General features: G+C 68.9%; 18 protein-coding genes and 1 tRNA gene. 13 read left to right on the top strand and 6 right to left on the bottom strand.

Annotated features, from left to right (window positions below; translation table 11 throughout):
* Positions 1-228: 228 nt before the first annotated feature.
* Entirely contained in the window at positions 229-1,341 is a 1,113-nt protein-coding gene (gene serC / locus AAIB33_RS09995) for a phosphoserine transaminase (protein WP_345799820.1), read from the bottom strand.
* A 109-nt stretch (positions 1,342-1,450) separates the two neighbouring features.
* Here serC and AAIB33_RS09990 point away from each other — a divergent pair, with 109 nt between their 5' ends.
* The 3 genes from AAIB33_RS09990 (at position 1,451) to AAIB33_RS09980 (ending at position 4,110) form a co-directional block, all read left to right on the top strand.
* Positions 1,451-2,152 (top strand): metal-dependent transcriptional regulator, encoded by a 702-nt coding sequence (locus AAIB33_RS09990; protein WP_345799819.1) that lies wholly within the window; start codon positions 1,451-1,453, stop codon positions 2,150-2,152.
* A 270-nt stretch (positions 2,153-2,422) separates the two neighbouring features.
* Positions 2,423-3,298, top strand: a complete 876-nt coding sequence (locus tag AAIB33_RS09985; protein ID WP_345799818.1) for a M23 family metallopeptidase — start codon at positions 2,423-2,425, stop codon at positions 3,296-3,298.
* 314 nt (positions 3,299-3,612) lie between these two features.
* A complete protein-coding gene (locus tag AAIB33_RS09980) occupies positions 3,613-4,110 on the top strand; it encodes an HNH endonuclease (protein ID WP_345799817.1) in 498 nt (165 codons plus the stop codon).
* A gap of 27 nt (positions 4,111-4,137) precedes the next feature.
* Here AAIB33_RS09980 and AAIB33_RS09975 read toward each other — a convergent pair whose 3' ends face one another.
* Positions 4,138-4,716 carry a MarR family transcriptional regulator gene (locus tag AAIB33_RS09975; protein ID WP_345799816.1) on the bottom strand — a complete coding sequence of 193 codons (579 nt, stop codon included), beginning with the start codon at positions 4,714-4,716 and terminating at the stop codon, positions 4,138-4,140.
* A gap of 48 nt (positions 4,717-4,764) precedes the next feature.
* Here AAIB33_RS09975 and AAIB33_RS09970 point away from each other — a divergent pair, with 48 nt between their 5' ends.
* The 6 genes from AAIB33_RS09970 (at position 4,765) to AAIB33_RS09945 (ending at position 13,088) form a co-directional block, all read left to right on the top strand.
* Positions 4,765-5,697, top strand: a complete 933-nt coding sequence (locus AAIB33_RS09970) for an EamA family transporter (protein WP_345799815.1) — start codon at positions 4,765-4,767, stop codon at positions 5,695-5,697.
* A gap of 12 nt (positions 5,698-5,709) precedes the next feature.
* On the top strand, positions 5,710-6,270 hold the full coding sequence (locus AAIB33_RS09965; protein WP_345799814.1) for a cysteine hydrolase family protein: 561 nt from the start codon (positions 5,710-5,712) through the stop codon (positions 6,268-6,270).
* An 84-nt stretch (positions 6,271-6,354) separates the two neighbouring features.
* Complete coding sequence (locus AAIB33_RS09960) at positions 6,355-7,305, top strand: hypothetical protein (RefSeq protein WP_345799813.1); 951 nt, start codon at positions 6,355-6,357, stop codon at positions 7,303-7,305.
* A 1-nt stretch (position 7,306) separates the two neighbouring features.
* Positions 7,307-8,869: a DNA polymerase Y family protein gene (locus AAIB33_RS09955; protein WP_345799812.1), complete on the top strand. Its 1,563-nt coding sequence runs from the start codon at positions 7,307-7,309 to the stop codon at positions 8,867-8,869.
* Between the two features lie 181 nt (positions 8,870-9,050).
* Positions 9,051-12,509 carry an error-prone DNA polymerase gene (locus AAIB33_RS09950; RefSeq protein ID WP_345799811.1) on the top strand — a complete coding sequence of 1,153 codons (3,459 nt, stop codon included), beginning with the start codon at positions 9,051-9,053 and terminating at the stop codon, positions 12,507-12,509.
* 21 nt (positions 12,510-12,530) lie between these two features.
* Positions 12,531-13,088 (top strand): heme-binding protein, encoded by a 558-nt coding sequence (locus AAIB33_RS09945; protein WP_345799810.1) that lies wholly within the window; start codon positions 12,531-12,533, stop codon positions 13,086-13,088.
* 83 nt (positions 13,089-13,171) lie between these two features.
* Here the strand turns inward: AAIB33_RS09945 and AAIB33_RS09940 are convergent, their stop codons facing one another.
* Positions 13,172-13,444, bottom strand: coding sequence for a Fe-S cluster assembly protein HesB (locus AAIB33_RS09940; RefSeq protein ID WP_345799809.1), 273 nt, complete (start codon positions 13,442-13,444; stop codon positions 13,172-13,174).
* 588 nt (positions 13,445-14,032) lie between these two features.
* On the opposite strand from AAIB33_RS09940, the gene AAIB33_RS09935 reads away from it, so the two are divergent.
* From AAIB33_RS09935 to AAIB33_RS09925, 3 genes are all read left to right on the top strand, one after another.
* The gene (locus AAIB33_RS09935) at positions 14,033-14,560 is read left to right on the top strand and encodes a zinc-binding dehydrogenase (RefSeq protein WP_345799808.1); all 528 of its coding nucleotides are present in this window, start codon (positions 14,033-14,035) and stop codon (positions 14,558-14,560) included.
* 102 nt (positions 14,561-14,662) lie between these two features.
* The gene (locus AAIB33_RS09930) at positions 14,663-16,828 is read left to right on the top strand and encodes an MDR family MFS transporter (RefSeq protein WP_345799807.1); all 2,166 of its coding nucleotides are present in this window, start codon (positions 14,663-14,665) and stop codon (positions 16,826-16,828) included.
* Positions 16,829-16,855: 27 nt separating this feature from the next.
* A tRNA-Arg gene (locus AAIB33_RS09925) sits at positions 16,856-16,927 on the top strand.
* Between the two features lie 207 nt (positions 16,928-17,134).
* On the opposite strand, the gene AAIB33_RS09920 is transcribed toward AAIB33_RS09925, so the two are convergent.
* Positions 17,135-18,265, bottom strand: coding sequence for a tyrosine-type recombinase/integrase (locus tag AAIB33_RS09920; RefSeq protein WP_345799806.1), 1,131 nt, complete (start codon positions 18,263-18,265; stop codon positions 17,135-17,137).
* A gap of 491 nt (positions 18,266-18,756) precedes the next feature.
* Between AAIB33_RS09920 and AAIB33_RS09915 the strand changes: the two genes are divergently transcribed.
* On the top strand, positions 18,757-19,938 hold the full coding sequence (locus AAIB33_RS09915; RefSeq protein WP_345799805.1) for a DNA cytosine methyltransferase: 1,182 nt from the start codon (positions 18,757-18,759) through the stop codon (positions 19,936-19,938).
* On the opposite strand, the gene AAIB33_RS09910 is transcribed toward AAIB33_RS09915, so the two are convergent.
* Together AAIB33_RS09910 and AAIB33_RS09905 are read right to left on the bottom strand one after the other, a co-directional pair.
* A complete protein-coding gene (locus AAIB33_RS09910) occupies positions 19,935-20,894 on the bottom strand; it encodes a NaeI family type II restriction endonuclease (protein ID WP_345799804.1) in 960 nt (319 codons plus the stop codon). The two genes, AAIB33_RS09915 and AAIB33_RS09910, sit on opposite strands and share 4 nt — an antisense overlap.
* 35 nt (positions 20,895-20,929) lie before the next feature.
* On the bottom strand, positions 20,930-21,391 hold the full coding sequence (locus AAIB33_RS09905; RefSeq protein ID WP_345799803.1) for a very short patch repair endonuclease: 462 nt from the start codon (positions 21,389-21,391) through the stop codon (positions 20,930-20,932).
* Between the last annotated feature and the right edge of the window lie 743 nt (positions 21,392-22,134).

Here is a 22,134-nt window from a genome sequence, read left to right as displayed (position 1 = left end):
CCGGTCCCGCCCGCCGAGCCCGCCGCCGCCTCGAACCCACACTCGTTCACCGACCCCACACTCCGCGGCCGTCCGCCGGGTGTGGGCTCGGGCATCGGGTGTGGGCTCGGGCACCGGTCCCGCCGAGGGCTCGAACCCACACTCGTTCACCGACCCCACACTCCGCGGCCGTCCGCCGAGTGTGGGCTCGGGCACCGGGTGTGGGCTCGGCGAGACCCGGGCGAAACCTCAGCCGAGGCGCTCGACCGTGTAGTCGATCGCCCGGATGAGCTGGCGCACGTCGTCGGGCTCGATCGAGACGAAGGTCGCGACGCGCAGCTGGTTGCGCCCGAGCTTGCGGTACGGCTCCGTGTCGACGATCCCGTTCGAGCGCAGGCTCTTGGCGACAGCCGCGGCATCCACCGACTCGTCGAAATCGATCGTGACGACGACGGGGGAGCGGTCGGCGGGGTCCGCCACGAAGGGCGTCGCATAGGTGGATGCCTCGGCCCAGTCATACAGCGCCTGCGACGACTCGTGCGTGCGGGCGTCGGCCCACTGCAGGCCGCCGTGCGAGTTGATCCACTCGAGCTGCGATTCGAGCAGCACGAGCGTCGCGATCGCGGGGGTGTTGAGCGTCTGGTTGAGGCGCGAGTTGTCGAGAGCGTTCTTGAGGCTCAGGAACTCGGGGACGTAGCGGCCGGATGCGGCGACCCGCTCGATGCGCTCGATCGCGGCGGGCGAGACCGCGGCGAACCAGAGGCCGCCGTCGGAGCCCAGGTTCTTCTGCGGGGCGAAGTAGTAGACGTCCGTCTCGGCGACGCTGAAGTCGATGCCGCCGGCGGCGCTCGTGGCGTCGATGACGGTCAGCGCGCCCTCGTCGCCCGCGACCCGCTGGACAGGTGCCGAGACGCCGGTCGACGTCTCGTTGTGCGGCCACGCGTACACGTCGACGCCCTCGACGGCCTCGGCAACGGTCCGCGTGCCGGCGTCGACCGAGCGCACGTCGGGGGCCTCGAGCCAGGGCGCCTTCGCGGCGGCGGCGAACTTGCCGCCGAACTCGCCGAACACGAGGTTCTGGCTGCGCTTCTCGATGAGACCGAAGGCCGCGGCATCCCAGAACGCCGTCGATCCGCCGTTGCCGAGGATGATCTCGTAGCCGCTGGGCAGGCGGAAGAGGTCGGAGAGGTGGCCGCGGGTGCGGCCGACGAGGTCCTTCACGGGCGCCTGGCGGTGCGACGTGCCCAGGAGAGAGAGGTGCGAGCGCAGCTTCTCCAGCTGCTCGGTGCGCACCTTGGAGGGGCCGCAGCCGAAGCGTCCGTCGGCGGGCAGGATCTCACGAGGCAGCAGGACGTGGGGCATGGCTCCGATTCTAGAGTCGGCGCCGGTAAGCCCCCGCCGGTGTGACGCCCGGTCTCCGGCCCCGTTGGTAGGCTGGCTGGGCTCGTCCACGCTCCCGAGGAACCCCCACATGGCCGACTTGATCGACACGACCGAGATGTACCTGCGCACGATCCTCGAACTCGAGGAAGAGGGCATCACGCCGCTGCGCGCGCGCATCTCCGAGCGTCTCGGCCACTCCGGCCCCACGGTCTCGCAGACGGTCGGCCGCATGGAGCGCGACGGACTCGTCGTGGTCTCCGACGACCGCACGCTCGAGCTCACCGACGCCGGCCGGCAGAAGGCCATCGACGTCATGCGCAAGCACCGTCTCGCCGAGCGCCTGCTCTCCGACGTCATCGGACTCGATTGGGCCTACGTGCACGAAGAGGCCTGCCGGTGGGAGCACGTCATGAGCGAGCAGGTCGAGCGTCGACTCGTGGAGCTGCTGGGGCATCCCACCGAATCCCCGTACGGCAACCCGATCCCGGGCCTGGACCAGCTCGGAGACATCCCGTCGCAGACGTTCTCGAAGGGTGTCGTGGGTCTCGTGCGCAAGCTCAACGAGACGGGCCAGCCCGTCGCGGGCACCGTGCGCCGGCTCGCCGAGCCCGCGCAGGTCGACCCGGAGCTGCTGCAGCAGCTCAAGGCGGCGGGTGTCCTGCCCGGCGCATCCGGCGACTTCCGCTACAGCGAGGGCTACGTCCTGGTCGAGATGGACGGCAACGACGAGGCGCTCGAGCTGCCCGTCGAAGTTGCCGCTCACATCTTCCTCGTCGACGAACGGGTGTAGTCCTTCGCGGAGCGCGGCGCGAGTGGGTTGACACGCAGGAATCTGCCAGCCCGTCAGCGTGACATATTCGTTACCTTCGGGTAGCCTCGAAAAGTCCACCAGGCGAGAAGCCCGCCGACGGACCCCGCACGAATTGCCTCCGCGGCTCGTCGTTCGTGCGGTGAAGCCCGCATCAAGTGCCCCGAACACCCAGTGCCGACGAGCCAGCGCTCCGGCGCAGAGGCGCCGGAGGACAGTTTGGCTGAACAGAACGATTCGCCTGCCGAGGAATTGACCCAGCAGGACGCGACGAGCATCACCCGTCGTTCCCGTGCGCGCGGCATCTCGCTGCGCCGCAAGAAGGCGAGCTCGCCCGCACGATCGACGGCTGTGCCGGCGCAGCCCCGCAGCAAGGGCCGCCCGGTGCGCAATCTCGCGATCTTCACGATCGTCGGAGGCCTCATCGCCACCGTCGCGCTCCCGGCCTACGGCGCCTGGCGCCAGACGGAGGAGGAGACCTCCACCGTCCAGGCGGTCGCCCTCGACAACGCGCAGTCGCTCGTCGTCGCCTCCGACGCCACCTCCGAGACGCTCGACCGCGGCAGCTACTCCGCGACGACGCCCGATGAGATCGCCAAGAAGAAGGCGGAAGAGGCGGCAGCCGAGCGTGCGCGCGCCGCCGCCGCGGCCGCCGCGTCGGCGAAGAAGTCCGGCGGCAGCACCCGCTACAGCATGAACCTGTCGATGACGGCGCCCGGGTCGGGCGAGGTCCGCTGGCCGGTCACGAACTTCACCTACGCGAGCTACAACCTCTTCCGCCCCGCGAACCGTCCCAACCACGACGGCTTCGACATGGTGGCCCCCGCCGGCACGCCGATCTTCGCCGCCGCCGCGGGTGTCGTGCGCATCTCGCAGGAGAGCTACGCGGGCTACGGCGTCGCCGTCACGATCGACTCGGTCGTCGGCGGTCAGCAGGTCTCGACGCTCTACGGCCACATGACGTACGGCAGCCGCCAGGTCGTCTCGGGCCAGACGGTCTCGGCCGGACAGCTCATCGGCGCCGTCGGCAGCACGGGCAGCTCGACCGCGAACCACCTGCACTTCGAGGTGCGGATCAACGGCTCGCTCGTCGACCCGCTCGCCTGGCTCCAGTCCAACGCGGGCTGATCGGCTCGATCCGTTCCGAGACACGCCATCGCACGTTCACGTGCGTCGGCGGCCCTCGGCCTCCCCGCGTGCATTAGCCTGAATCCCGACGCTGAAAGAGGCGGAGGGGACTCGATGGACGCCATGCCACGCATCCGAACCATGGATGCGCTCGGCCTGCTCGTCCTTCGGCATCACGTGAGTGGATGCCACGGCACGACCGTGGCGCCAAGGCGCTGTCTGTAGACAGCGCCTTTTTTCATACCCTCCACCGCTCTCATCGTCACGAATCGAACAATCCGAGAAGCCGTCCCGGCCGTTCGAGAGGATGAGGAATGCGCACTCTGGTGCTCAATGCGGGCTACGAACCGCTCGCCGTCGTGTCGTTCAAGCGGGCGCTCGTGCTCGTCATGAACGAGAAGGCCACCGTCGTCGAGCACATCGACGACGAACCGGTGTGGGGGACGACCCAGGCGTACGATCGCCCGGCCGTGATCCTGCTGACCCGCTACGTGCGGGTGCCGGGGGGACGCCAGGTTCCCGTGACCAGGCGCGGCGTGCTCAGACGCGACGCACACCGCTGCGGGTACTGCGGCAAGGCCGCCTCGACCATCGACCACATTCTGCCGCGTTCGCGCGGGGGAGCGGACTCGTGGGAGAACCTCGTGGCGTGCTGCCTGCGATGCAACAACGTCAAGGGCGATCGCACCCCCCAGGAGATGAACTGGGAGCTGCGTGTCCTCCCGCGTCCGCCCCACGGTGCGCAGTGGACCGTGCGCGGCACGGATCGCACCGATCCGCGGTGGGAGCCGTATCTCGCGCTCGCCGCGTGACTTCCCGATCGGCTCGTCGTGGCCGGATCAGGGCCGGGTGCCGTGATCAGGACGGATCGCCCGACTTCGACCTGACGTCGGTGCATTCTCCTGATCCCGTGACTGCTCGCCGTTCTCGAGCAGCGCGAGCCAGCGTGTGAGGATCGGCTCGATCGCCGCCGCATCCGCAGGACCGAGGTCGTCGAGCAGGCGGCGCTCGTTCGCCATGTGCGCCGCGAAGGCCCTGTCGATGACGCGCTTACCTTCCGGCGTCAGCCGGATGAGTCGTCGGCGGGCATCGGATGCCTCCGCGCGCCGCTCGACGAGCCCCCGGCCGATCAGGCGATCGACGCGCTTCGTGAGGCCTCCCGTCGTGACGAGCGTGTGGTCGGCGAGCTCGCCGGCGAGCCGCTCGTAGGGCTCGCCCGTGCGGCGGAGCGTCGCGAGCACGTCGAAGTCGCCCTCGGTCAGACCGTGCTCGGCGTAGACGACCGTGAGCCGCTCGGTGAGCTCGAGTGCGACGCGGTGCAGTCGCGCGATGACCGCCTGCGGCGAGACATCGAGATCGGGGCGCTCCCGCTGCCACGCCGCCTGGATCTGTGCGACGCGGTCTCCCTCGGTCGTCATGCCTCAAGCGTACCCGACATGTCTTCCCGGTAAGATAAAGTGTCTTCCATGGAAGATAAGTCGCGACTGCGCTGGCTGATCGTCACGGCGATCGCACCGATCGCCTGGGGGAGCACGTACGTCGTGACGCGCCATCTCCTTCCGGCGGATGCGCCCCTCTGGGGCGGCGTGCTGCGGGCGCTGCCGGCGGGCCTCCTCGTGCTGCTGCTCGCGCGCCGCCTGCCGCACGGGTCGTGGTGGTGGCGCTCGATCGTGCTCGGCGCACTCAACGTCGGCGGCTTCTTCGTGCTCGTCTACATCGCCGGGCAGCGGCTGCCGTCGAGCCTGGCCGCGACGGTCATGTCGACGTCCGCGATCTCGATCATGCTGTTCGCGTGGCTGCTGCTGCATCGCCGGCCGCGGCTCGCCGCCGCCGCAGGCGCCGCGGTCGGACTCGTGGGCGTCGGCATCCTTCTCGGATTCGACCCCGCGGGCGTCGATGGGTGGGGGGTCGCGGCATCCCTCGGCGCGATGCTCTCGTCGTCGATCGGCTTCGTGCTGACGGCGCGGTGGGGGTCGGACGTGCCGGCGCTCGACATGACCGCGTGGCAGCTGCTCGCCGGCTCCCTCGTGCTGCTTCCCGTCGCGCTGGTCCTCGAAGGCACTCCGCCCGTGCTCACGCCGACATCGCTCGCGGGATTCGCGTACGTCACGGTGATCGGCACGGCCCTCGCGTACGTGTGCTGGTTCACGGGTCTGCGGCGGCTTCCCGCGGAGACGGTCGGGCTCGTCGGGCTCCTCAACCCCGTCACGGGCGTTGCCCTGGGTGTCGCGATCGCGGGGGAGGCGTTCGGGGTCGCGCAGGTGCTCGGCGTGGTGCTCGTGCTCGTCGGGGTGGCGGCGGGATCGATCTCCGGCCGGCGGCTGCCCAGGCTTAAGGATTCGGCAGTCCGACGACGAGGGACGGCGGTCGAGGCATCCTGTGCCGTCCGCGGCCTGTGATCTCATGGAGGCATGACCCGAGCCCTCATCGTCATCGACATGCAGCGCGGCTTCGACGACCTGGATTTCTGGGGGCCGACCGCCAATCCGGACTGCGAGGCGAACGTCTCCGCCCTCGTCTCGGCATGGACGGCGGCCGGCGATCCCATCGTCGTCGTGCGCCACGATTCGGCGGCGCCCGGGTCGCCGCTGCACCCCGGCAATCCGGGCAACGCGCTCGTCGAGGTCGTCGCCGCGGTGTCGCCGGCGCTGTTCGTCACGAAGAACGTGAACTCGGCGTTCTACGGCGACCCGGATCTGCACGCGTGGCTCGGCGAGCAGGGAATCGACGAGCTGGTGATCTGCGGCATCCAGACCAACATGTGCGTCGAGACGACGGCGCGCATGGCGGGAAATCTCGGCTATGACGTGACGGTCGCGCTGGATGCGACCCGCACGTTCGATCTGACGACGGATGCCGCGGGCCTGGGCACGGTCACCCGCACCGCCGCGGAGCTCATGGCCACGACGGCGCTCGTGCTCCAAGGCGGCGGGTTCGCGCGCATCGCGACGACGGCGGACATCACCGGCTGACGCAACCCCTCCGCGATGTCGGAGGGTGGAGTTATCTTCGATCTCACCATTGAGGGAATAGAACATGTGTTCTATTCTTAGGAGGTGAGGGCGATCGTGCGGAACGAAGCGCTCCGGCAGGAGCAAGGCGACGACGTGCTGCGGCTCAAGGCGCAGCTCGAACGCGTGCAGGGGCGCCGAATGGATGCCGCGGTGCTGCCGACTCTGCCCGCGTTCGCGTCGCTGCTTCCCGCCGGGGGGCTGCGTGCCGGCTCCGCGTACACACTCTCGCGGTCGGCATCGCTCGTGCTGGCCCTCATGGCGCGCCCCTCGCAGGACGGGGCGTGGTGCGCCGCGATCGGCATGCCCGAGCTGGGCGCCGAGGCCGCCGAGTCGCTCGGGGTCGATCTCGCGCGGCTCGTGTTCGTGCCCGATCCCGGTCCACGATGGCTCGCCGTCACCGCGACGATCGCCGAGATCGCCCCCGTCGTCGCCGTCCGCCCGCCCGGTCGCGCCGCCGACGGCCAGGTGTCGCGGCTCGCGGCCCGGCTCCGCGACCGGGGCACGGTGCTGCTCGTTCAGGGGCAGTGGCCGCAGGCCGAGGCGACGCTCGAGGTGAGCGACCCGGAATGGTCCGGAGTGGGGCGCGGCCACGGCTACCTCTCCGGGCGCGCCGTCACGGTGACGGCATCCAGCAGGCGCTGGTCGAGAGAGCGGCGGGAGCGGATGCTTCTTCCCGGCCCGAACGGCGAGGTCTCGCTCGTCGCACCCGCCGTGGCCGAGCGCTCCGGGTCGCCCCGGGTGTTCGCTGTGGCTGAGCCCCCGGGCGTTGAGCGCCCCGAGTCGCCCCGGATGCTCGCGGTGGCCGAGCCCTCGGGCCTCGAGCGCCCTTCGACTGGCTCGGGAACCGCGATCCAGCGCGACGAAACGCCCCCGACCTTCGAGGAGCCATCGGATGAGCGGCGTCGGCTCGAGGTCGCGGCGGAAGCCGCCGGCCGGGAGCCGTTCGAGGAGAGGCTGCGTCGGGCGATGCGCGTGCTCGAGGCGGTGGGGTGACATGCGGCTCGACGCGCCGGTGCGCAGCATCGTGCTGTGGTTCCCCGACTGGCCGGTCACGGCCCTTGCGCGCGAGGGCGCCGTCGACCCGGCCGCGCCGGTCGCGGTGTTCGAGCACAACGAGGTCGTCGCGTGTTCGCCGGCCGCACGGGCGGAGGGGGTGCGGCGCGGTCAGCGCCGGCGCGATGCCCAGGCGCGCTGTCCACGGCTCGCCGTCATCCCCTCCGACGCGATGCGCGATCATCGCGTGTTCGCACCGCTCGTCGCGCGCATCGAGGAGCGCGCTCCGGGCGTGCAGATCGTGCGTGCGGGCCTGTGCGTGCTGAAGGCCCGCGGGCCCGCCCGCTACTACGGCGGCGAGGTCGAGGCGGCGTGCCTGCTGCTCGAAGCGCTGAGCGATCTGGGGGTCGAGAGCGCGCGTGCCGGGATCGCCGACGGTCCCTTCACGGCCGAGCAGGCGGCCCGAGCGGGCACGGGTCCCGACGACCCGGTGTGCGTCGTGCCGACGGGTGGGGCGGCGGGGTTCCTCGCCCCGCTGCCCATCGGCCTCCTCGACGATGTCTCGCTCGGCGGCGGGCCGGAGTTCACGGGACTCCTCGCACGGCTCGGCGTGCAGACCCTCGGCGAGTTCGCCGCGCTCGAGCCTGATCGCGTGCGCGAGCGGTTCGGCGAGCGCGGCATCCGGCTGCATGCTCTCTCGTCGGGGCGCGACCCGCGCGCCGTCGATCCGCGCACGCCTCCGCCCGAACTGCACCGCGAGGTGGCGTTCGAGCCGCCGCTCGAGCTGGCCGACCAGGTCGCGTTCGGCATGCGTCTGGCCGCCGACGAGTTCATCGCCAGGCTCGGCGCCGTCGACCTTGTCTGCACCGAGCTGCGCGTCGAGCTCACCGGCGATCGAGGCGAGCGGAGCGAGCGCGTGTGGCTGCATCCCGGCTCATTCGACGCGGCGGCGGTCGTCGACCGGGTGCGCTGGCAGCTGGGGGAGGATGCGGCGGACCTCCGCAGCGGCGTCGCGCTCGTGCGCATCTCGCCCGAAGCGGTCGATGCCGCGGCGCACCACGCTCCCGCGATCTTCGGCGCGGCGCCCGAGGAGCGCGTGCACCACGCCCTCTCGCGCGTGCAGGCGATGCTGGGGCATCGCGCCGTGCTCACGCCCGTCATCGGCGGAGGCCGCTGGCTCGCCGAGCGCCAGGTGCTCGTGCCGTGGGGCGATCGTGTCGTGCTCGCGAAGGAGCGGTCGCGGCCGTGGCCGGGCAGCCTCCCCGATCCGCTGCCCGCGTCGGTGTTCGCGCATCCGCCTCTCGTCGAGGTGTCGTCGTCGATGGGCGGTGTCGTGTCGGTCGACGACCGCGGCCGGGTGACGGCGCATCCGGCCGTGCTCATCGAGGGCGGGCGCGCGCGGACGATCGAGCAGTGGGCGGGGCCCTGGCCGATCAGCGAGAGGGGATGGGATGCCGCGCGAGCCCGCCGCGCGCACCGGTTCCAGGTCGTCGACGCCGACGGCGTCGCGTGGCTGCTGGTCTGCGAGTCCGGCTCCTGGACGGCGGAGGCCCGCTATGACTGACCTCCGCCCGTCCCGCTCGCACCCCCGTCCCCCGAGCTCCCGCCCACCGGCCCCCGAGCTTGTCGAGGGGTCGAACGCCGCACTGGTCCTCGACCTCTCCCCGGTCCTCGACCTCCCCCCGGTCCCCGAGCTTGTCGAGGGGTCGAACGCCGCCCCTTCGAACGGCAGGGGGTGAGACCTGATGGGTTTCAACAACCCCTCCGTGCCGTGGTCCGAGATGGAGCGCATCCTCAGCGACCGCCGGCGCCCGCGCAACGTCCCGGCCGGCGCCGACGGCGGCGACAGCCCGGCGTGGTCGCACAAGCGCGGGCCGTACGTCGCGCCCGAGATCGAGCGCCCCGCCGACGCGGTGCCGTACGCCGAGCTGCACGCGCACTCCACCTATTCGTTCCTCGACGGCGCCTCCTCACCCGAGGAGCTCGCCGAGGAGGCCGAGCGGCTGGGGCTCCACGCCCTCGCCATCACCGATCACGACGGGTTCTACGGCATCGTCCGGTTCGCGGAGGCGGCCGAGGCGCTGCAGGTCAACACCGTCTTCGGGGCCGAGCTGTCGCTCGAGCTGCCCAAGCCGCAGAACGGCGAGCCCGATCCGGCGGGCGCGCACCTGCTCGTGCTCGCACGCGGCGAAGAGGGCTATCACCGACTCGCCGGAGCGCTGACCCACGCGCAGCTCCAGGGCGCCGAGAAGGGCCGTCCCGTCTACGACCTCGACGAGCTCGCGATGCAGTCCGACGGGCGCTGGGCCGTGCTGACGGGATGCCGCAAGGGCACCGTGCGGTACGCGCTCGCGGCAGAGGGGCCGTCGGGTGCCGAGCGCGAGCTCGATCGGCTCGTCGCCCTGTTCGGGAGGGATGCCGTCAACGTCGAGCTCATCGACCACGGCAATCCGCTCGACTCGCGCGACAACGACCTCCTCGCCCGCCTCGCGGCCGATCGCGGGCTGCCGATCCTCGCCTCGAACAACGTGCACTACGCCGTGCCGCAGCGCGAGCACCTCGCGGCAGCCGTCGCCGCCGTGCGCGCGAACCGCGGTCTCGACGAGCTCGACGGGTGGCTCCCCGCGCACGCCGGCGCGCATCTGCGCTCGGGCGCGGAGATGGCGGAGCGGTTCGCGCGCTACCCCGGCGCTGTCGCGCGCACGGTGACGCTCGCCGACGAGCTCGCCTTCCCGCTCCGTCGAGCCAAGCCCGCACTGCCCAAGCAGGAGGTCCCCGAGGGGCACACGCCGATGTCGTACCTGCGGCAGCTCGTGTGGGAGGCCGTGCCGCGCAAGTACCCCGACCTCACGGAAGACCAGGGCAAGCGCATCGACAGCGAGCTCGCGGTCATCGAGATGAAGGACTTCCCGGGCTACTTCCTCATCGTCTACGGCATCGTGCAGGAGGCTCGGCGGCGCGGCATCCTGTGCCAAGGTCGCGGTTCGGCGGCCAACAGCGCCGTCTGCTATCTGCTCGACATCACGGCGGTCGACTCGATCGCGTACGGCCTGCCGTTCGAGAGGTTCCTGTCGTCGCTGCGTGACGAGGAGCCGGACATCGACGTCGACTTCGACTCCGATCGCCGTGAGGAGATCATCCAGTGGGTGTACGCGAAGTACGGGCGCGAGCGGGCCGCGCAGGTCGCGAACGTCATCCAGTACCGGCCCAAGAACGCCGTGCGCGACATGGCGAAGGCGCTCGGGCATTCGCCGGGGCAGCAGGATGCCTGGTCGAAGCAGGTCGAGCAGTGGGGCGCGACGCTCGAGACCGGCGCCGACCACGACATCCCGGACCAGGTCATCGAGTACGCGACCGAGCTGCTGAAGGCGCCGCGGCACCTCGGCATCCACTCCGGCGGAATGGTGCTGACCGACAGGCCCGTCGGCGAGGTCGTCCCCATCGAGCACGCGCGCATGGAGAACCGCACGGTCATCCAGTGGGACAAGGACGACGCCGCGTGGATGGGCCTCGTGAAGTTCGACCTGCTGGGACTCGGCATGCTCGCGGCGCTGCAGTACTGCTTCGACCTGGTGCGCGAGTCGACGGGGGAGGAGTGGGAGCTTGCGACGATCCCCAAGGAGGAGAAGGCGGTCTACGACATGCTGTGCCGGGCCGACTCGATCGGCGTGTTCCAGGTCGAGTCGCGCGCGCAGATGGGACTCCTTCCCCGGCTCCAGCCGCGGCGGTTCTACGACCTCGTCGTGCAGATCGCGCTCATCCGGCCGGGACCGATCCAGGGCGGCGCGGTGCACCCGTTCGTCCGGCGCAAGCTCGGACGCGAGCCGATCACGTACGCACACCCCAACCTCGAGCCCGTGCTCGAGCGCACGCTCGGCATCCCGGTCTTCCAGGAGCAGCTCATGCAGATGGCGGTCGCCGTCGGCGAGGTGAGCGGAGAGGATGCCGACCTCCTGCGCCGTGCGATGGGCTCGAAGCGGGGCGTCGAGCGCATCGACTCCCTGCGCGAGAAGCTCTACGCGGGGATGGCGCGCAACGGGCTCGTCGGCGACGAGGCCGACGCGATCTACCAGAAGATCCAGGCCTTCGCGAACTTCGGCTTCGCCGAATCGCACTCGCTGTCGTTCGGCCTCCTCGTCTACGCGAGCTCGTGGATCAAGCTGCATTACCCCGGCGCGTTCCTCGCGGGGCTGCTGCGCGCGCAGCCGATGGGCTTCTACTCTCCCGCGACGCTCACCGCCGACGCGCGCCGTCACGGCGTCGAGGTGCTGCGCCCCGACCTCCTCCGCTCAGGCGCCGAGGCCACCCTCGAGCGGGTGCCACGGGAGGAGATGACGGCTGGGGAGGATGCTGGACCCGCCGGAGCCCCTCCGGAACAGTCATCTCCTCCCGAGGCGTACACCGGCCTCGACTCCTGCCTCGACCGGCACCAGCCTCCCGTCGGCGACTTCGACCCCGCGGCGCCCGACGAGTACGCCGCGCACCGGCGCGACGGCGCGTTCGCCGTGCGGCTCGGTCTCGCGGGCGTCAAGGGCATCGGCTCGGCCGTCGCCGAGCGCATCGTCGCGGAGCGCGAGAGCGGAGGACCGTACCGCGACCTGCGCGACCTCGTGCGCCGCACCGATGTCACGGCCGTGCAGCTCGAGTCGCTCGCGACCGCGGGCGCTTTCGACTGCCTCGGGCTGACGCGTCGCGAAGCGATCTGGCTCGCAGGGTCGGCGGCCGAGGATCGCGCCCAGTACCTGCCCGACTCGCTCGTCGCGGTGCAGCCGCCGCTGTTCCCCGATCCGACGAGCTACGAGCGCCTCGCCGCCGACCTCTGGGCGACGGGCGTTTCGACCGACGACCACCCCATGACGCACTACCGCTCCGGGCTCGACGCGCGCGGGGTCCTCACCTCGAGCGAGCTCCGGTCGCATGAGTCCGGCAGGCGCGTCGAGGTCGCGGGGCTCGTCACCCATCGGCAGCGGCCGGCCACGGCATCCGGAGTCACCTTCATCAACCTCGAAGACGAGCACGGGCTCGTCAACATCGTCTGTTCCGTCGGGGTGTGGAATCGCTATCGCCGGGTCGTGCGCGATTCGCCGGCTCTCATCGTGCGCGGGATGCTGGAGCGCTCGGTCGAGGGCGTGACGAACCTCGTCGCGGATGCGTTCGAAGACCTGCGGGTCGGGGTGCACCACAAGTCGAAGGACTTCCGGTGACGTCAGGCGTAGCCTCGCAGAATGACCGAGCAGCAGCCGTACGACGTCGTCCACCAGTACGACTCGTGGGAGCTGCGCAGCTACCCATCGCACGTCGTCGCCGAGACGGTCGTGCGCGGCGCGTCCTTCGAGGACGCGGGCAACCGGGCCTTCCGCTCCCTGGCGGGATACATCGGCGGCGAGAACGTGGCCCGCCGCCAGATCGACATGACCGCTCCCGTCGTGCAATCGCGGGAGAAGATCGCGATGACAGCTCCCGTGCTGCAGCAGAGCGACGGGGAGGGCTTCGTCGTGGCGTTCGTGCTTCCCGCCGGAATCAGCGAAGCGGATGCCCCGGTTCCTGTCAGCCCCGACGTGACGCTGCGCACCATTCCCGAGCAGCTCGTCGCGGCGCTCCGGTTCTCGGGCCGCTGGAGCCGCGACTCCTGGGAGCGTCACCGCGACGACCTGCTCGCCAAGGTGTCCGCCGCCGGCCTGACCGTGCAGGGCGAGCCGCGCTTCGCCCGCTTCAATCCGCCGATCACTCCGTCCTTCCTCAGGCACAACGAGGTGCTCGTCGACGTCGCGCGCACCGGGTGACTCGGCGTCACGCCTGACTCTGCGCAAGGGCCGCGGAGTGCGGGCCCCGACGCGACAGCGCTGAGGCCCGCATCCACCACGCGTCAGGTCTGCGGAGCGAGCTCGAAGCTCACCTGCCCTTCGCCCGTGAAGCGGGCGTCGAGCACCTGGTCATCGAGGGCGGCGGCCGCCGTCGTGTCGAGGAACACGCGGGCGCCGTCGGTGTCCACCACCGTGTCGGACGCCTCCGGGGCGTCCGCGATGGTCAGCGCGAAGCCGACGGTCTCGCCGTCGTCGCTGATGCGCACGCCGGCGTCGGTGGCATCGGGCATCCGCGCAACGATCTTCTTGACAGCCTCTGCTGCGGTGTCGGTCATCGTGAGCATGATGGTCCTTTCCCTTGCTTCGGTTCGTGCATCGGACCGGCCACGATTCCGAGAATTCGAGCGACCGGCAACCCGACAGAGCCGGTTCGGAGGGTTTTCCCACCTGCAATCCGGGTACCTCTCTGGCCAGACTTGACCCGTGCGAGCCATCGTCTACGACCGGTACGGAACGCCCGACGAGCTGCGCCTCGAAGACGTTCCCCGGCCGGAGCCGGGGGCACGGCAGATGCTCGTGGAGATCGTCGCGACCTCGATCAACCTGAGCGATTGGGAGGGACTGACCGGTCGCCCCGCGTACGCGCGGATCGGCGGCCTCCGCAGACCGCGGCGCCGCATCCTCGGTTCCGACATCGCGGGTCGCGTCGTCGGAGTCGGCGCCGGAGTCACCGCAGTCCGAGTGGGGGATGAGGTCTACGGCGACAACCTGCAGCTCATGGGGGCTTCGCCGAGTTCGCTGTCGCCCCCGCGTCGGCGCTCGCGCGCAAACCGTCCGGGCTGTCCTTCGTCGAGGCATCCACCATTCCGCAATCGGGTGCCATCGCCCTGCAGGCCGTCGCGCACGGCGAGCCGGGGGAGCGGATGCTGATCAACGGCGCCGGCGGCGGCGCGGGCTCGTTCGCGATCCAGCTCGCCAAAGCGGCCGGGCTCCACGTGACGGCCGTCGACAGCGCCGCGAAGCTCGACGTCATGAGAGGTCTCGGCGCCGACGAGGTCATCGACTATCGCGTACAGGACTTCACGCGCACGGGTCCCTACGATCTCGTCGTCGACCTCGTCGCGTCGAGGTCGGTCTTCGCCTACCGCCGAGCACTCGCGCCGCGCGGTCGCTACTTCATGGTGGGCGGCACGACGCGGACGATCCTCCGGCTGCTCACCCTCGGGACGCTCGTGGGCCTTCTGACGCGCACGCGTCTCGGCATCCTGGTCGTCCGCCAGGGTCCCGCCCACTTCGTGCCCCTCGCCGATCGGATCGTGGCCGGCGACGTGACCGTCCGCGTCGACAGCATCCATCCGCTCGAGGCGGTTCCCGAGGCGCTCGCGCGCCACGGTGAAGGGCGCGCACTCGGCAAGGTCGTCATTGCTGTGGCGGACGAGCCCCAGAGCTAGGAGATCGTCCGTCGCCCGGCGGGTGAACAGCGGGTTTACGATGAGCCGAGACTGACGACACCGGAGTCGCCGCTCAACGCACACCTGAGCTCGGGAGATTTCATGTCGGACGTCGCAGCCTCGCGCACCGCGGTCACGCCGGGCGCGGACCCGGTGATGACCCACCGGATGATCCTCTTCGTCATCTTCGGGCTCATGGCGGGCATGTTCCTGTCCGCGCTCGATCAGACGATCGTCGGCACGGCGATCCGCACGATCGGCGACGACCTGCACGGCCTCAGCCAGCAGGCGTGGGTGACGACGGCGTATCTCATCACCTCGACGATCTCGACGCCGATCTACGGAAAGCTCAGCGACATCTTCGGCCGGCGGCCGCTCTTCATCTTCGCGATCGTCATCTTCATCATCGGCTCGATCCTGGCGTCGTTCTCGACGTCGATGCTCGAGCTCGCGGCCTTCCGCGCCGTGCAGGGTCTCGGCGCCGGCGGTCTCATGTCGATGCCGCTCGCGATCATGGGCGACATCCTCGCGCCCCGGGAACGCGCGAAATATCAGGGATACTTCCTCGCCGTCTTCGGCATCTCGAGTCTGCTCGGACCCCTCATCGGCGGTCTGTTCGCCGGCACCGAGCAGATCCTCGGCATCGCCGGGTGGCGCTGGGTCTTCCTCATCAACGTGCCGATCGGCATCTTCGCGCTCGCGATCGTGCTGCGGTTCCTGCACATCCCGAAGCATCCGCGGCACTCCGTCCGCATCGACTGGTTCGGGGCCGCCTTCGTCATCATGGCGCTCGTGCCGCTCCTGCTCGTCGCCGAGCAGGGCCGCGAGTGGGGCTGGGGCTCGCCGATCGCGATCGGATGCTACGTCGTCGGCGCCATCGGCATCATCGCGTTCATCATCACCGAGATCGTGATGAAGGACGACGCGCTCATCCCGCTCAAGCTCTTCCGCTCGGCGACGTTCTCGATGGCGACCGTCATCGGCGTCTTCGTCGGCTTCGGGATGTTCGGTGCGATGCTGACGATCCCGCTCTACCTGCAGCTGGTCATGGGGTCGACGCCCACCGAGAGCGGCTTCCAGATGCTGCCGATGATCCTCGGCCTCATGATCGCGTCGATCGGGAGCGGACAGATCATCGCTCGCACGGGCCGGTACCGCATGTTCCCGATCCTCGGCACGGCGTTCATGGCGCTCGCGTTCTACTGGCTCACGCATCTGCAGTACAACACCTCGTACTGGTTCATGGCGGGCGCGATGCTGCTCCTCGGGCTCGGCCTCGGTCAACTCATGCAGACCCTCACGATCGCGAGTCAGAACTCCGTCGGGCTCCGCGACATGGGCGTCGCGACGAGCGCGTCGACCTTCTTCCGCCAGATCGGCGGAACGTTGGGCACCGCCGTGCTGCTGTCGCTCATGTTCGCCGTCATGCCCGCGAACATCCAGACCTCGTTCGCCGACGAGGACACGCTCACGAGCGCCCTCGATGCCGCGCTCGACCCCGACGTCGCGAACGATCCCGCCAACGCCGAGATCATGGACCAGATCTACACCCCGATCGTCTCGGGCGTGACGGATGCGACGACGGCTCAGATCCAGGCGGGTCTGAAGAAGGCGACGGATGCTGCGACCGCCGCCGTCGCCGCGCAGGTCGCCGCCGGCACGCTGCCACCCGAGGCCCAGGAGACGGTGACGGCCCAGGCCGTCGCGCAGGCGCAGGCCACCGCGGAGGCGAAGATCCAGGAGCAGATCCCGGTCGCGCGCATCGCCGACGACGGCACGGTGACCCTCGACTTCTCCAACCCCGACGAGCGGTCGGCTTTCGTGGCATCCATCGTTCCGAAGCTCCAGGACCAGTTCTCCGGCGGATCCGGCGACAAGGCGACGAACGACTCATCGCTGAACGACACGTCGTTCCTGCTGGGCGCCGACCCGCGCCTCGCGAAGCCCATGCTCGTCGCCTTCAACGCCTCGGCCGTGACGGTCTACTGGGTCGCGATGTGGGTCGTGATCGTGGCGTTCATCCTGTCGCTGTTCTTCCGCACGCCGCCGCTTCGCGACAAGTCCGCCCTGCAGGAGGCCGTCGACGACGCCGCGGCCCTCGAGGCGAACCGCGCGGCGAATGAGATGGGGGCTCTCATCGAGCCCACGTCGCCGCGCACGGAGGAGCTGGTGACGGTCGGAGCGGGCGGTCCGCCCCAGACCCGGCGGGAGGCTCGCGAAGCCCGCGAGGCACGCGCCGCTGCGGAGGGCGGCGACGGCGGCGACTGAGTCGCGCACATAGACTGGATGCCGTCAGCCTCTGTAGCTCAATGGAAGAGCAGCTCCGTCCTAAGGAGAGGGTTGGGGGTTCGAGTCCCTCCAGGGGCACTACCTGTTTTGTCCTCTGACCAGGGATTTCTGTTTGGTCAGACCACTCAGGAATTCGTTTTTGCCCACTTTTTGCCCACATTTTCGGGAGCAACCGACAGCTGCGAAGCCCGTCAAGCGGCTTCATCCGACGTCTCTGAACGTCGAAATCGGCCGTTTCGGACGGCGTGTGCTCAGCCGCAAAACTGAGCATTCTGCTCTCTGAGGTCAGCGCGATCGGGAGACGCGGGTGCGCGGAGGGTTGGACAGCGCGACCAGCGGCATCGCGTCGTTGAGTCGCGACGCGACGGCATCCAGATCGTCGTCGAAGAGGTCGGCGTACGTATCGAGCGTCATCGCGGCCGACGCGTGCCCGAGCATCCGCTGCACGGCCTTCACGTTCGCACCGGAGCTGATCGCGAGCGATGCCGCGGTGTGACGAAGGTCGTGCGGGGTCAGTCGCGGGATCGACGGATCGACCGCCTGCGCGCGCCGGACCGCGTTCGCGAACCACCCCTGCGCTCCCGAGTTGCGCATGTGGTTGATCCCGTCACCGAACAGCAGTCCTTCCGGACCCTTGCCGGCGCAGGCCTGCTCGATCATCGGAGCGAGGCGCTCGGGGTAGGGGACCGACCGGCGCTCGTGCGTCTTGGGTGTGCCGACGTGGATCTCGTAGGCGATCATCACGGCGTTCTCCTCAACGACGAAGCGCCGGCGCAGCCGGTTCACGCTGCGCACGCGCAGCCCCGTCGCCTCGCCCCAGCGCAGTCCCGTGTACGCAAGCGTCAGCACGAGGGTCGGATGCGCCGAGCACGCCGCGAGCGTCGCCACCTGGTCATGCGTGAGGTAGACACGGCGCTTGGTCGGGCTGTGCCGAGGAAGGTTGCGCACGTGGCGGGCCGGGTTGCTTGCGAGCCGACGATCGTCGATCGCGACGTCGAGGATGCCAGCGAGGATTCCGAGGCAGCGAAGAACGACAGTGCGCGACTTGCGCGTCGCGAGGTCCGACACCCAATCTTGGACTTCCGAGCGTCGGATGGACGAGATCTCTCTGTCGGCCCACACGGGAGCGACGTGGTTCTTCCACGCGCGCTCGAGTGTCATGTAGTACGACGGCTTCGACATCGGAGGCTGCTTGGATCGCAGCCAGCTGTCGGCGAACATCCTGACGGGAACCCTCGACGATGCCGGGTCGATGTACTCGCCCTTCGCCTTCGACACCGTGACCATGGAGAGGTAGAGCTTCGCCTCGCGCATCGTTGTGAAACCGCGCTTCTCCGCCTGGGTCCGATCCGGCTTGCGATAGCGCACGCGGTAGCGGCGGCCCTTCGCCGATTCGTACGGGGTGATGCTGCCCATCTCGACCTCCCAGCAGCAGGTTCGTTGAGGTCAGTATCGGGCCAGTGTCGGACACTGGTCGCGCCTCGTCAACGCGGCCGATCACAGATGCGGACAGATGTCGGAAGACGTCCTCAACTGACGTTGGGTTGGGGGGCCTCCCTCCGACGCCGAGAGTGTAGCGATCGGTCGCGTCTCCGTTCTCGCCGCTCACTCCTTGCAGACTCCGCGCTGGCGCGCGTCGCTTAGCAGCCGTTCGACGACGAGCACTGCGCCGCGCCCGAACGCTGATGTGTGCTGAATGTCGGGGCAAAGCTGATCATGGTCGCACGCCGTTTCGTCGCATCCGCAGCGGCGCTGTCGCATCACCGCGACGGCGGGAGTCGAATGACGCCGTTCGAGTTCGGTCCGGATCCATCTCGGCCCGAATATCGCGAAGATCCGCGGCTCTCTTGGTTCAACGATTCATGTCGAGCGGGCTGATTGTCGTAGGGCATGCGTACGATTTATGCATGACCTACGAGCCTCGCATGATCGACCTGTTCGCCGGTTGCGGAGGCATGACAGTAGGGTTCGCCGCCGAGGGCTTCCGCTCAGTGCTTGCGGTCGAATGGGACCGCGCAGCAGCCGCCACGTACGCGGCCAACTTCGGTGAGGAGCATGTGATCGCGGGAGACATCGCCGGTGTGCCGGACGATGCCATCCCCGAGGCAGACATCATCATCGGTGGTCCACCATGCCAGGGATTCTCGAACCTCGGGCTCAAGGACATCAACGACCCGAGAAATCAGCTCTGGCGCGAGTACATGCGGTTCGTGAAGCGCTCACGCCCCAAAGTCTTCGTCATCGAGAACGTAGACAGATTCGCCAAGTCGCCGGAGTTCGCCATGTTGTTGGCCGAGACGGATGATGGCGCTCTGGCCGAGTACGAACTCCAGCACGCCGTCCTCAACGCAGCGGACTACGGCGTGGCGCAACGCCGGAAGAGAACTATCGTCATCGGATCGCGGATCGGTCGAATCGACCTACCCGAACCAACGCACGCGAAGGAGCCCGTCGAAGGATCGGGCCTGCTCCCCTGGCGGACCGTTCGTGACGTTATCTCCGCCATCCCGCCGCACCCCTCCACGACGGAACTTCCCGACAGCAGGTCCGTGTTCTTCGGGGAGACCATGCCGGGCATCTTCCGCGGGCTTGACCTTCACATCCGACGGACACCGACCAGCAAGAGTCTCGATCGATACAGCTTCATTCCGCCTGGCGGAGGACGATTCGACCTTCCGCAGGCCCTGCTGCCTAACTGCTGGGCGAACAAGCCCACAGGAACCACAGACGTGATGGGCCGTCTCCGTTGGGACGCACCATCGGTGACGATCCGGACCGAGTTCTTCAAGCCGGAGAAGGGCCAGTACCTTCACCCCCAATGGGAGCCCGGCGACTGGGTGGAGGAATACGGCCAGTATCGCAGCGACCCGGTCCGCTCAGTGGATCGCGTGATCAGCCACTTCGAGGCCTCATTGATCCAGGACTTCCCGATCGACTACCGATGGGTCGGCACGAAGATTCAGATCGCCCGACAGATCGGCAATGCGGTGCCCTCTGGCCTGGCCCGCGCGATCGCGCAGCAGATCAAGCCGCATCTCATCGCGGATCAAATCACCGACGAGCAGGAGCTCGAACTGGCGGTCGCTTAGCCCCGGCCAGGCGTTTTGGAATCCCACTCGATCTCAAGCTGGGCCGGCGTCACGTCGACTCGGCGTGGTGCCGTCGTGGGACTTACGGCGACCCAGGCATCGTCACCCAGATCGAACCCGAGCTCCTTCGCGCGCAGCCGATCAGCGCGCCACGTTCCGACAAGTACCTCCAGGCCCGACGCGGCGAGAACCGCATCCTTCGCCTGTCTCGCGCGGCGCATCGGGTCCTTATTCCCGAAGCAGACCGTCTCGATCGACGACCGAGGAATCACCGTGTCTGGCAGGAACCCGAAGAGCGAAACCAGGCGAGAGGTCTGACCAACTCTTGGCGCGAAGACGACAGCGAGCTGTGCTGCGGTGAGCTGGATCAATGGCTCCGGGGGAAGCGGCGTCCAATCGATCAGGGGGAGTGAGAACTGCGCCATCGCATCCGCTGCGATGCCACGCTTTCCGTCCTTGTTGGCACCGTCGTTCAGCCACACCCGGTGGACCCGCATCAGGAACGCTCGATGACGTCGCCTCGCGACATCCACCTGGATGAGGACGCTGATCTCACATTGGCCCTCCGTCGGGATCATCCAGTTCGACCGGATCGTGGCCTTGAGCTCGACAGGAATCTCGAGGATTCGGGTGTCGAGCGGGGGCTCCTTGTAGAGACCCAGCTCATTCAGCACGCGGTACTGAAGCTTGGTGCCTACCGAGGCTCGCTCGTCGGAATCGACCTCAGGACTCAGCAGATCGAAGCGACCTGTCCGAGCTCCATCGAGAACGTACTTCACGGCATCGTCGACTGCCCGCGTGAGCTGAACAGGCAAGGGGCGGGCGACCAGCCATGACCACACCTTCTCGAGTTCAATATCGTCGTCTACGTCATGAATCACGTGGGGAGTGGAGGTGCGCCCGCGCCGCTCATCCGGCAAGCACACACTGCCCGGCAACGCGACCGTCTTCCTCACTATCGAGACGCTATCGCACGGGGCGCGCGCAACGACTATCGCGGGTCGGCCTCATCGAGCGACCTTCGTTTCTCGTTCACTGCGCCCATAACGAGTGCGGAGGCGGCAGCGACCGATTCGTGCTCCCAGATACGTATGACCGCCCAGCCGTCGGTTTCCAGGGCCCGGCTTGTCTCCGCGTCGCGAAGCCGGTTCCGCTCCAGCTTCGGCACCCAGTAGTCGACGTTGGTCTTGGGCACGGTTCCATGGACCGGGCATGAGTGCCAGAAGCAACCGTCGACGAAGACCACGATGCGAAGCCGTGTGAAGACGATGTCTGCGCGTCGTCGCCGATCCGGGCCTGGCGGGTAGTCGACCCTATACCTGTAACCCGCCGCATGCAGCACCCGACGCAGCGCAAGCTCAGGACTGGTGTCGCGACCGCGGTTGGAGCGCATCGATTTCGAGACACGCTCTGAGCTTGCCCACGACGCCCGCGACGACCGCTGCTCTTCCATTTCGAGACTCTAGTACCAGCCCGTCACCGCAGTAGCCGCCTCATCGATCGTTCCTGGAGCAAGGACCAGCCACTTGAGCGACCCGCGGCCAGCCGGGGTTGCGGCGCTCGTAACAGCTAAAAGGATATTCGATCGTTCGACGGTGGCGCCTGGAAAGGCTGCGTTCCCGGTGAGGAACCGCGAGCTCTGGCCTGCAAAGCAACACCACAACCTGAGCGAGACGCCGCGACCGCCCCGGCCACCATCGCGGCTGGCTGGACCCCCGCTTCTGGGCGCAAGACCTGCGCGGCTAATCCCGCTCTTGTAGCCGTCGCGATCGCCGTAGCCGTGTGCCCGTCAGTCCCCCTGACATGATGACCGGTCATGCTTGCTGGCCGGGCGCTCGCTGCGGATCGCGAACTCCGCGGCGAACCTCGTCGAAATCTGCGTGAGCGGGTGGTGTGCATAACTGGCGTCGGTGGGTCGACCGGCACTTCGGAGACTGCATTCGAACCTGTCGGCGACGTGCATGCGGGCGCGTTGCCCCAGACGCTGATCCCCGGGCGAGAACCCCTGCTCCAACATCGCTGCACCGACGGTGTCAGGCGCGACTCCAAGCGGGCCAACGATCATGCGCGCGGGATGGTGCCGGCGATGAAGAAGAGCACCATCCCGGACGCACCTGACCTATCGCGGCGATGTGGACATAAGGCGAATATATTCGGCTAGAAGCACCTGCGGAGCCGATAGAGTTGATGTATCGT

The organism is Microbacterium sp. AZCO, assembly GCF_039614715.1.
GTDB lineage: Bacteria > Actinomycetota > Actinomycetes > Actinomycetales > Microbacteriaceae > Microbacterium.
Note: the sequence above shows the minus strand (reverse complement) of the source record. Positions and strands in the feature narration are given on the sequence as shown.

Bases quoted from the DNA above. Each gene is read 5' to 3' on its own strand.
- serC (WP_345799820.1), bottom strand. From the start codon at position 1,341: ATGCCCCACGTCCTGCTGCCTCGTGAGATCCTGCCCGCCGACGGACGC.
- AAIB33_RS09990 (WP_345799819.1), top strand. From the start codon at position 1,451: ATGGCCGACTTGATCGACACGACCGAGATGTACCTGCGCACGATCCTC.
- AAIB33_RS09980 (WP_345799817.1), top strand. From the start codon at position 3,613: ATGCGCACTCTGGTGCTCAATGCGGGCTACGAACCGCTCGCCGTCGTG.
- AAIB33_RS09975 (WP_345799816.1), bottom strand. From the start codon at position 4,716: ATGACGACCGAGGGAGACCGCGTCGCACAGATCCAGGCGGCGTGGCAG.
- AAIB33_RS09970 (WP_345799815.1), top strand. From the start codon at position 4,765: ATGGAAGATAAGTCGCGACTGCGCTGGCTGATCGTCACGGCGATCGCA.
- AAIB33_RS09965 (WP_345799814.1), top strand. From the start codon at position 5,710: ATGACCCGAGCCCTCATCGTCATCGACATGCAGCGCGGCTTCGACGAC.
- AAIB33_RS09955 (WP_345799812.1), top strand. From the start codon at position 7,307: ATGCGGCTCGACGCGCCGGTGCGCAGCATCGTGCTGTGGTTCCCCGAC.
- AAIB33_RS09950 (WP_345799811.1), top strand. From the start codon at position 9,051: ATGGGTTTCAACAACCCCTCCGTGCCGTGGTCCGAGATGGAGCGCATC.
- AAIB33_RS09945 (WP_345799810.1), top strand. From the start codon at position 12,531: ATGACCGAGCAGCAGCCGTACGACGTCGTCCACCAGTACGACTCGTGG.
- AAIB33_RS09940 (WP_345799809.1), bottom strand. From the start codon at position 13,444: ATGACCGACACCGCAGCAGAGGCTGTCAAGAAGATCGTTGCGCGGATG.
- AAIB33_RS09935 (WP_345799808.1), top strand. From the start codon at position 14,033: ATGCTGATCAACGGCGCCGGCGGCGGCGCGGGCTCGTTCGCGATCCAG.
- AAIB33_RS09930 (WP_345799807.1), top strand. From the start codon at position 14,663: ATGTCGGACGTCGCAGCCTCGCGCACCGCGGTCACGCCGGGCGCGGAC.
- AAIB33_RS09920 (WP_345799806.1), bottom strand. From the start codon at position 18,265: ATGGGCAGCATCACCCCGTACGAATCGGCGAAGGGCCGCCGCTACCGC.
- AAIB33_RS09915 (WP_345799805.1), top strand. From the start codon at position 18,757: ATGACCTACGAGCCTCGCATGATCGACCTGTTCGCCGGTTGCGGAGGC.
- AAIB33_RS09905 (WP_345799803.1), bottom strand. From the start codon at position 21,391: ATGGAAGAGCAGCGGTCGTCGCGGGCGTCGTGGGCAAGCTCAGAGCGT.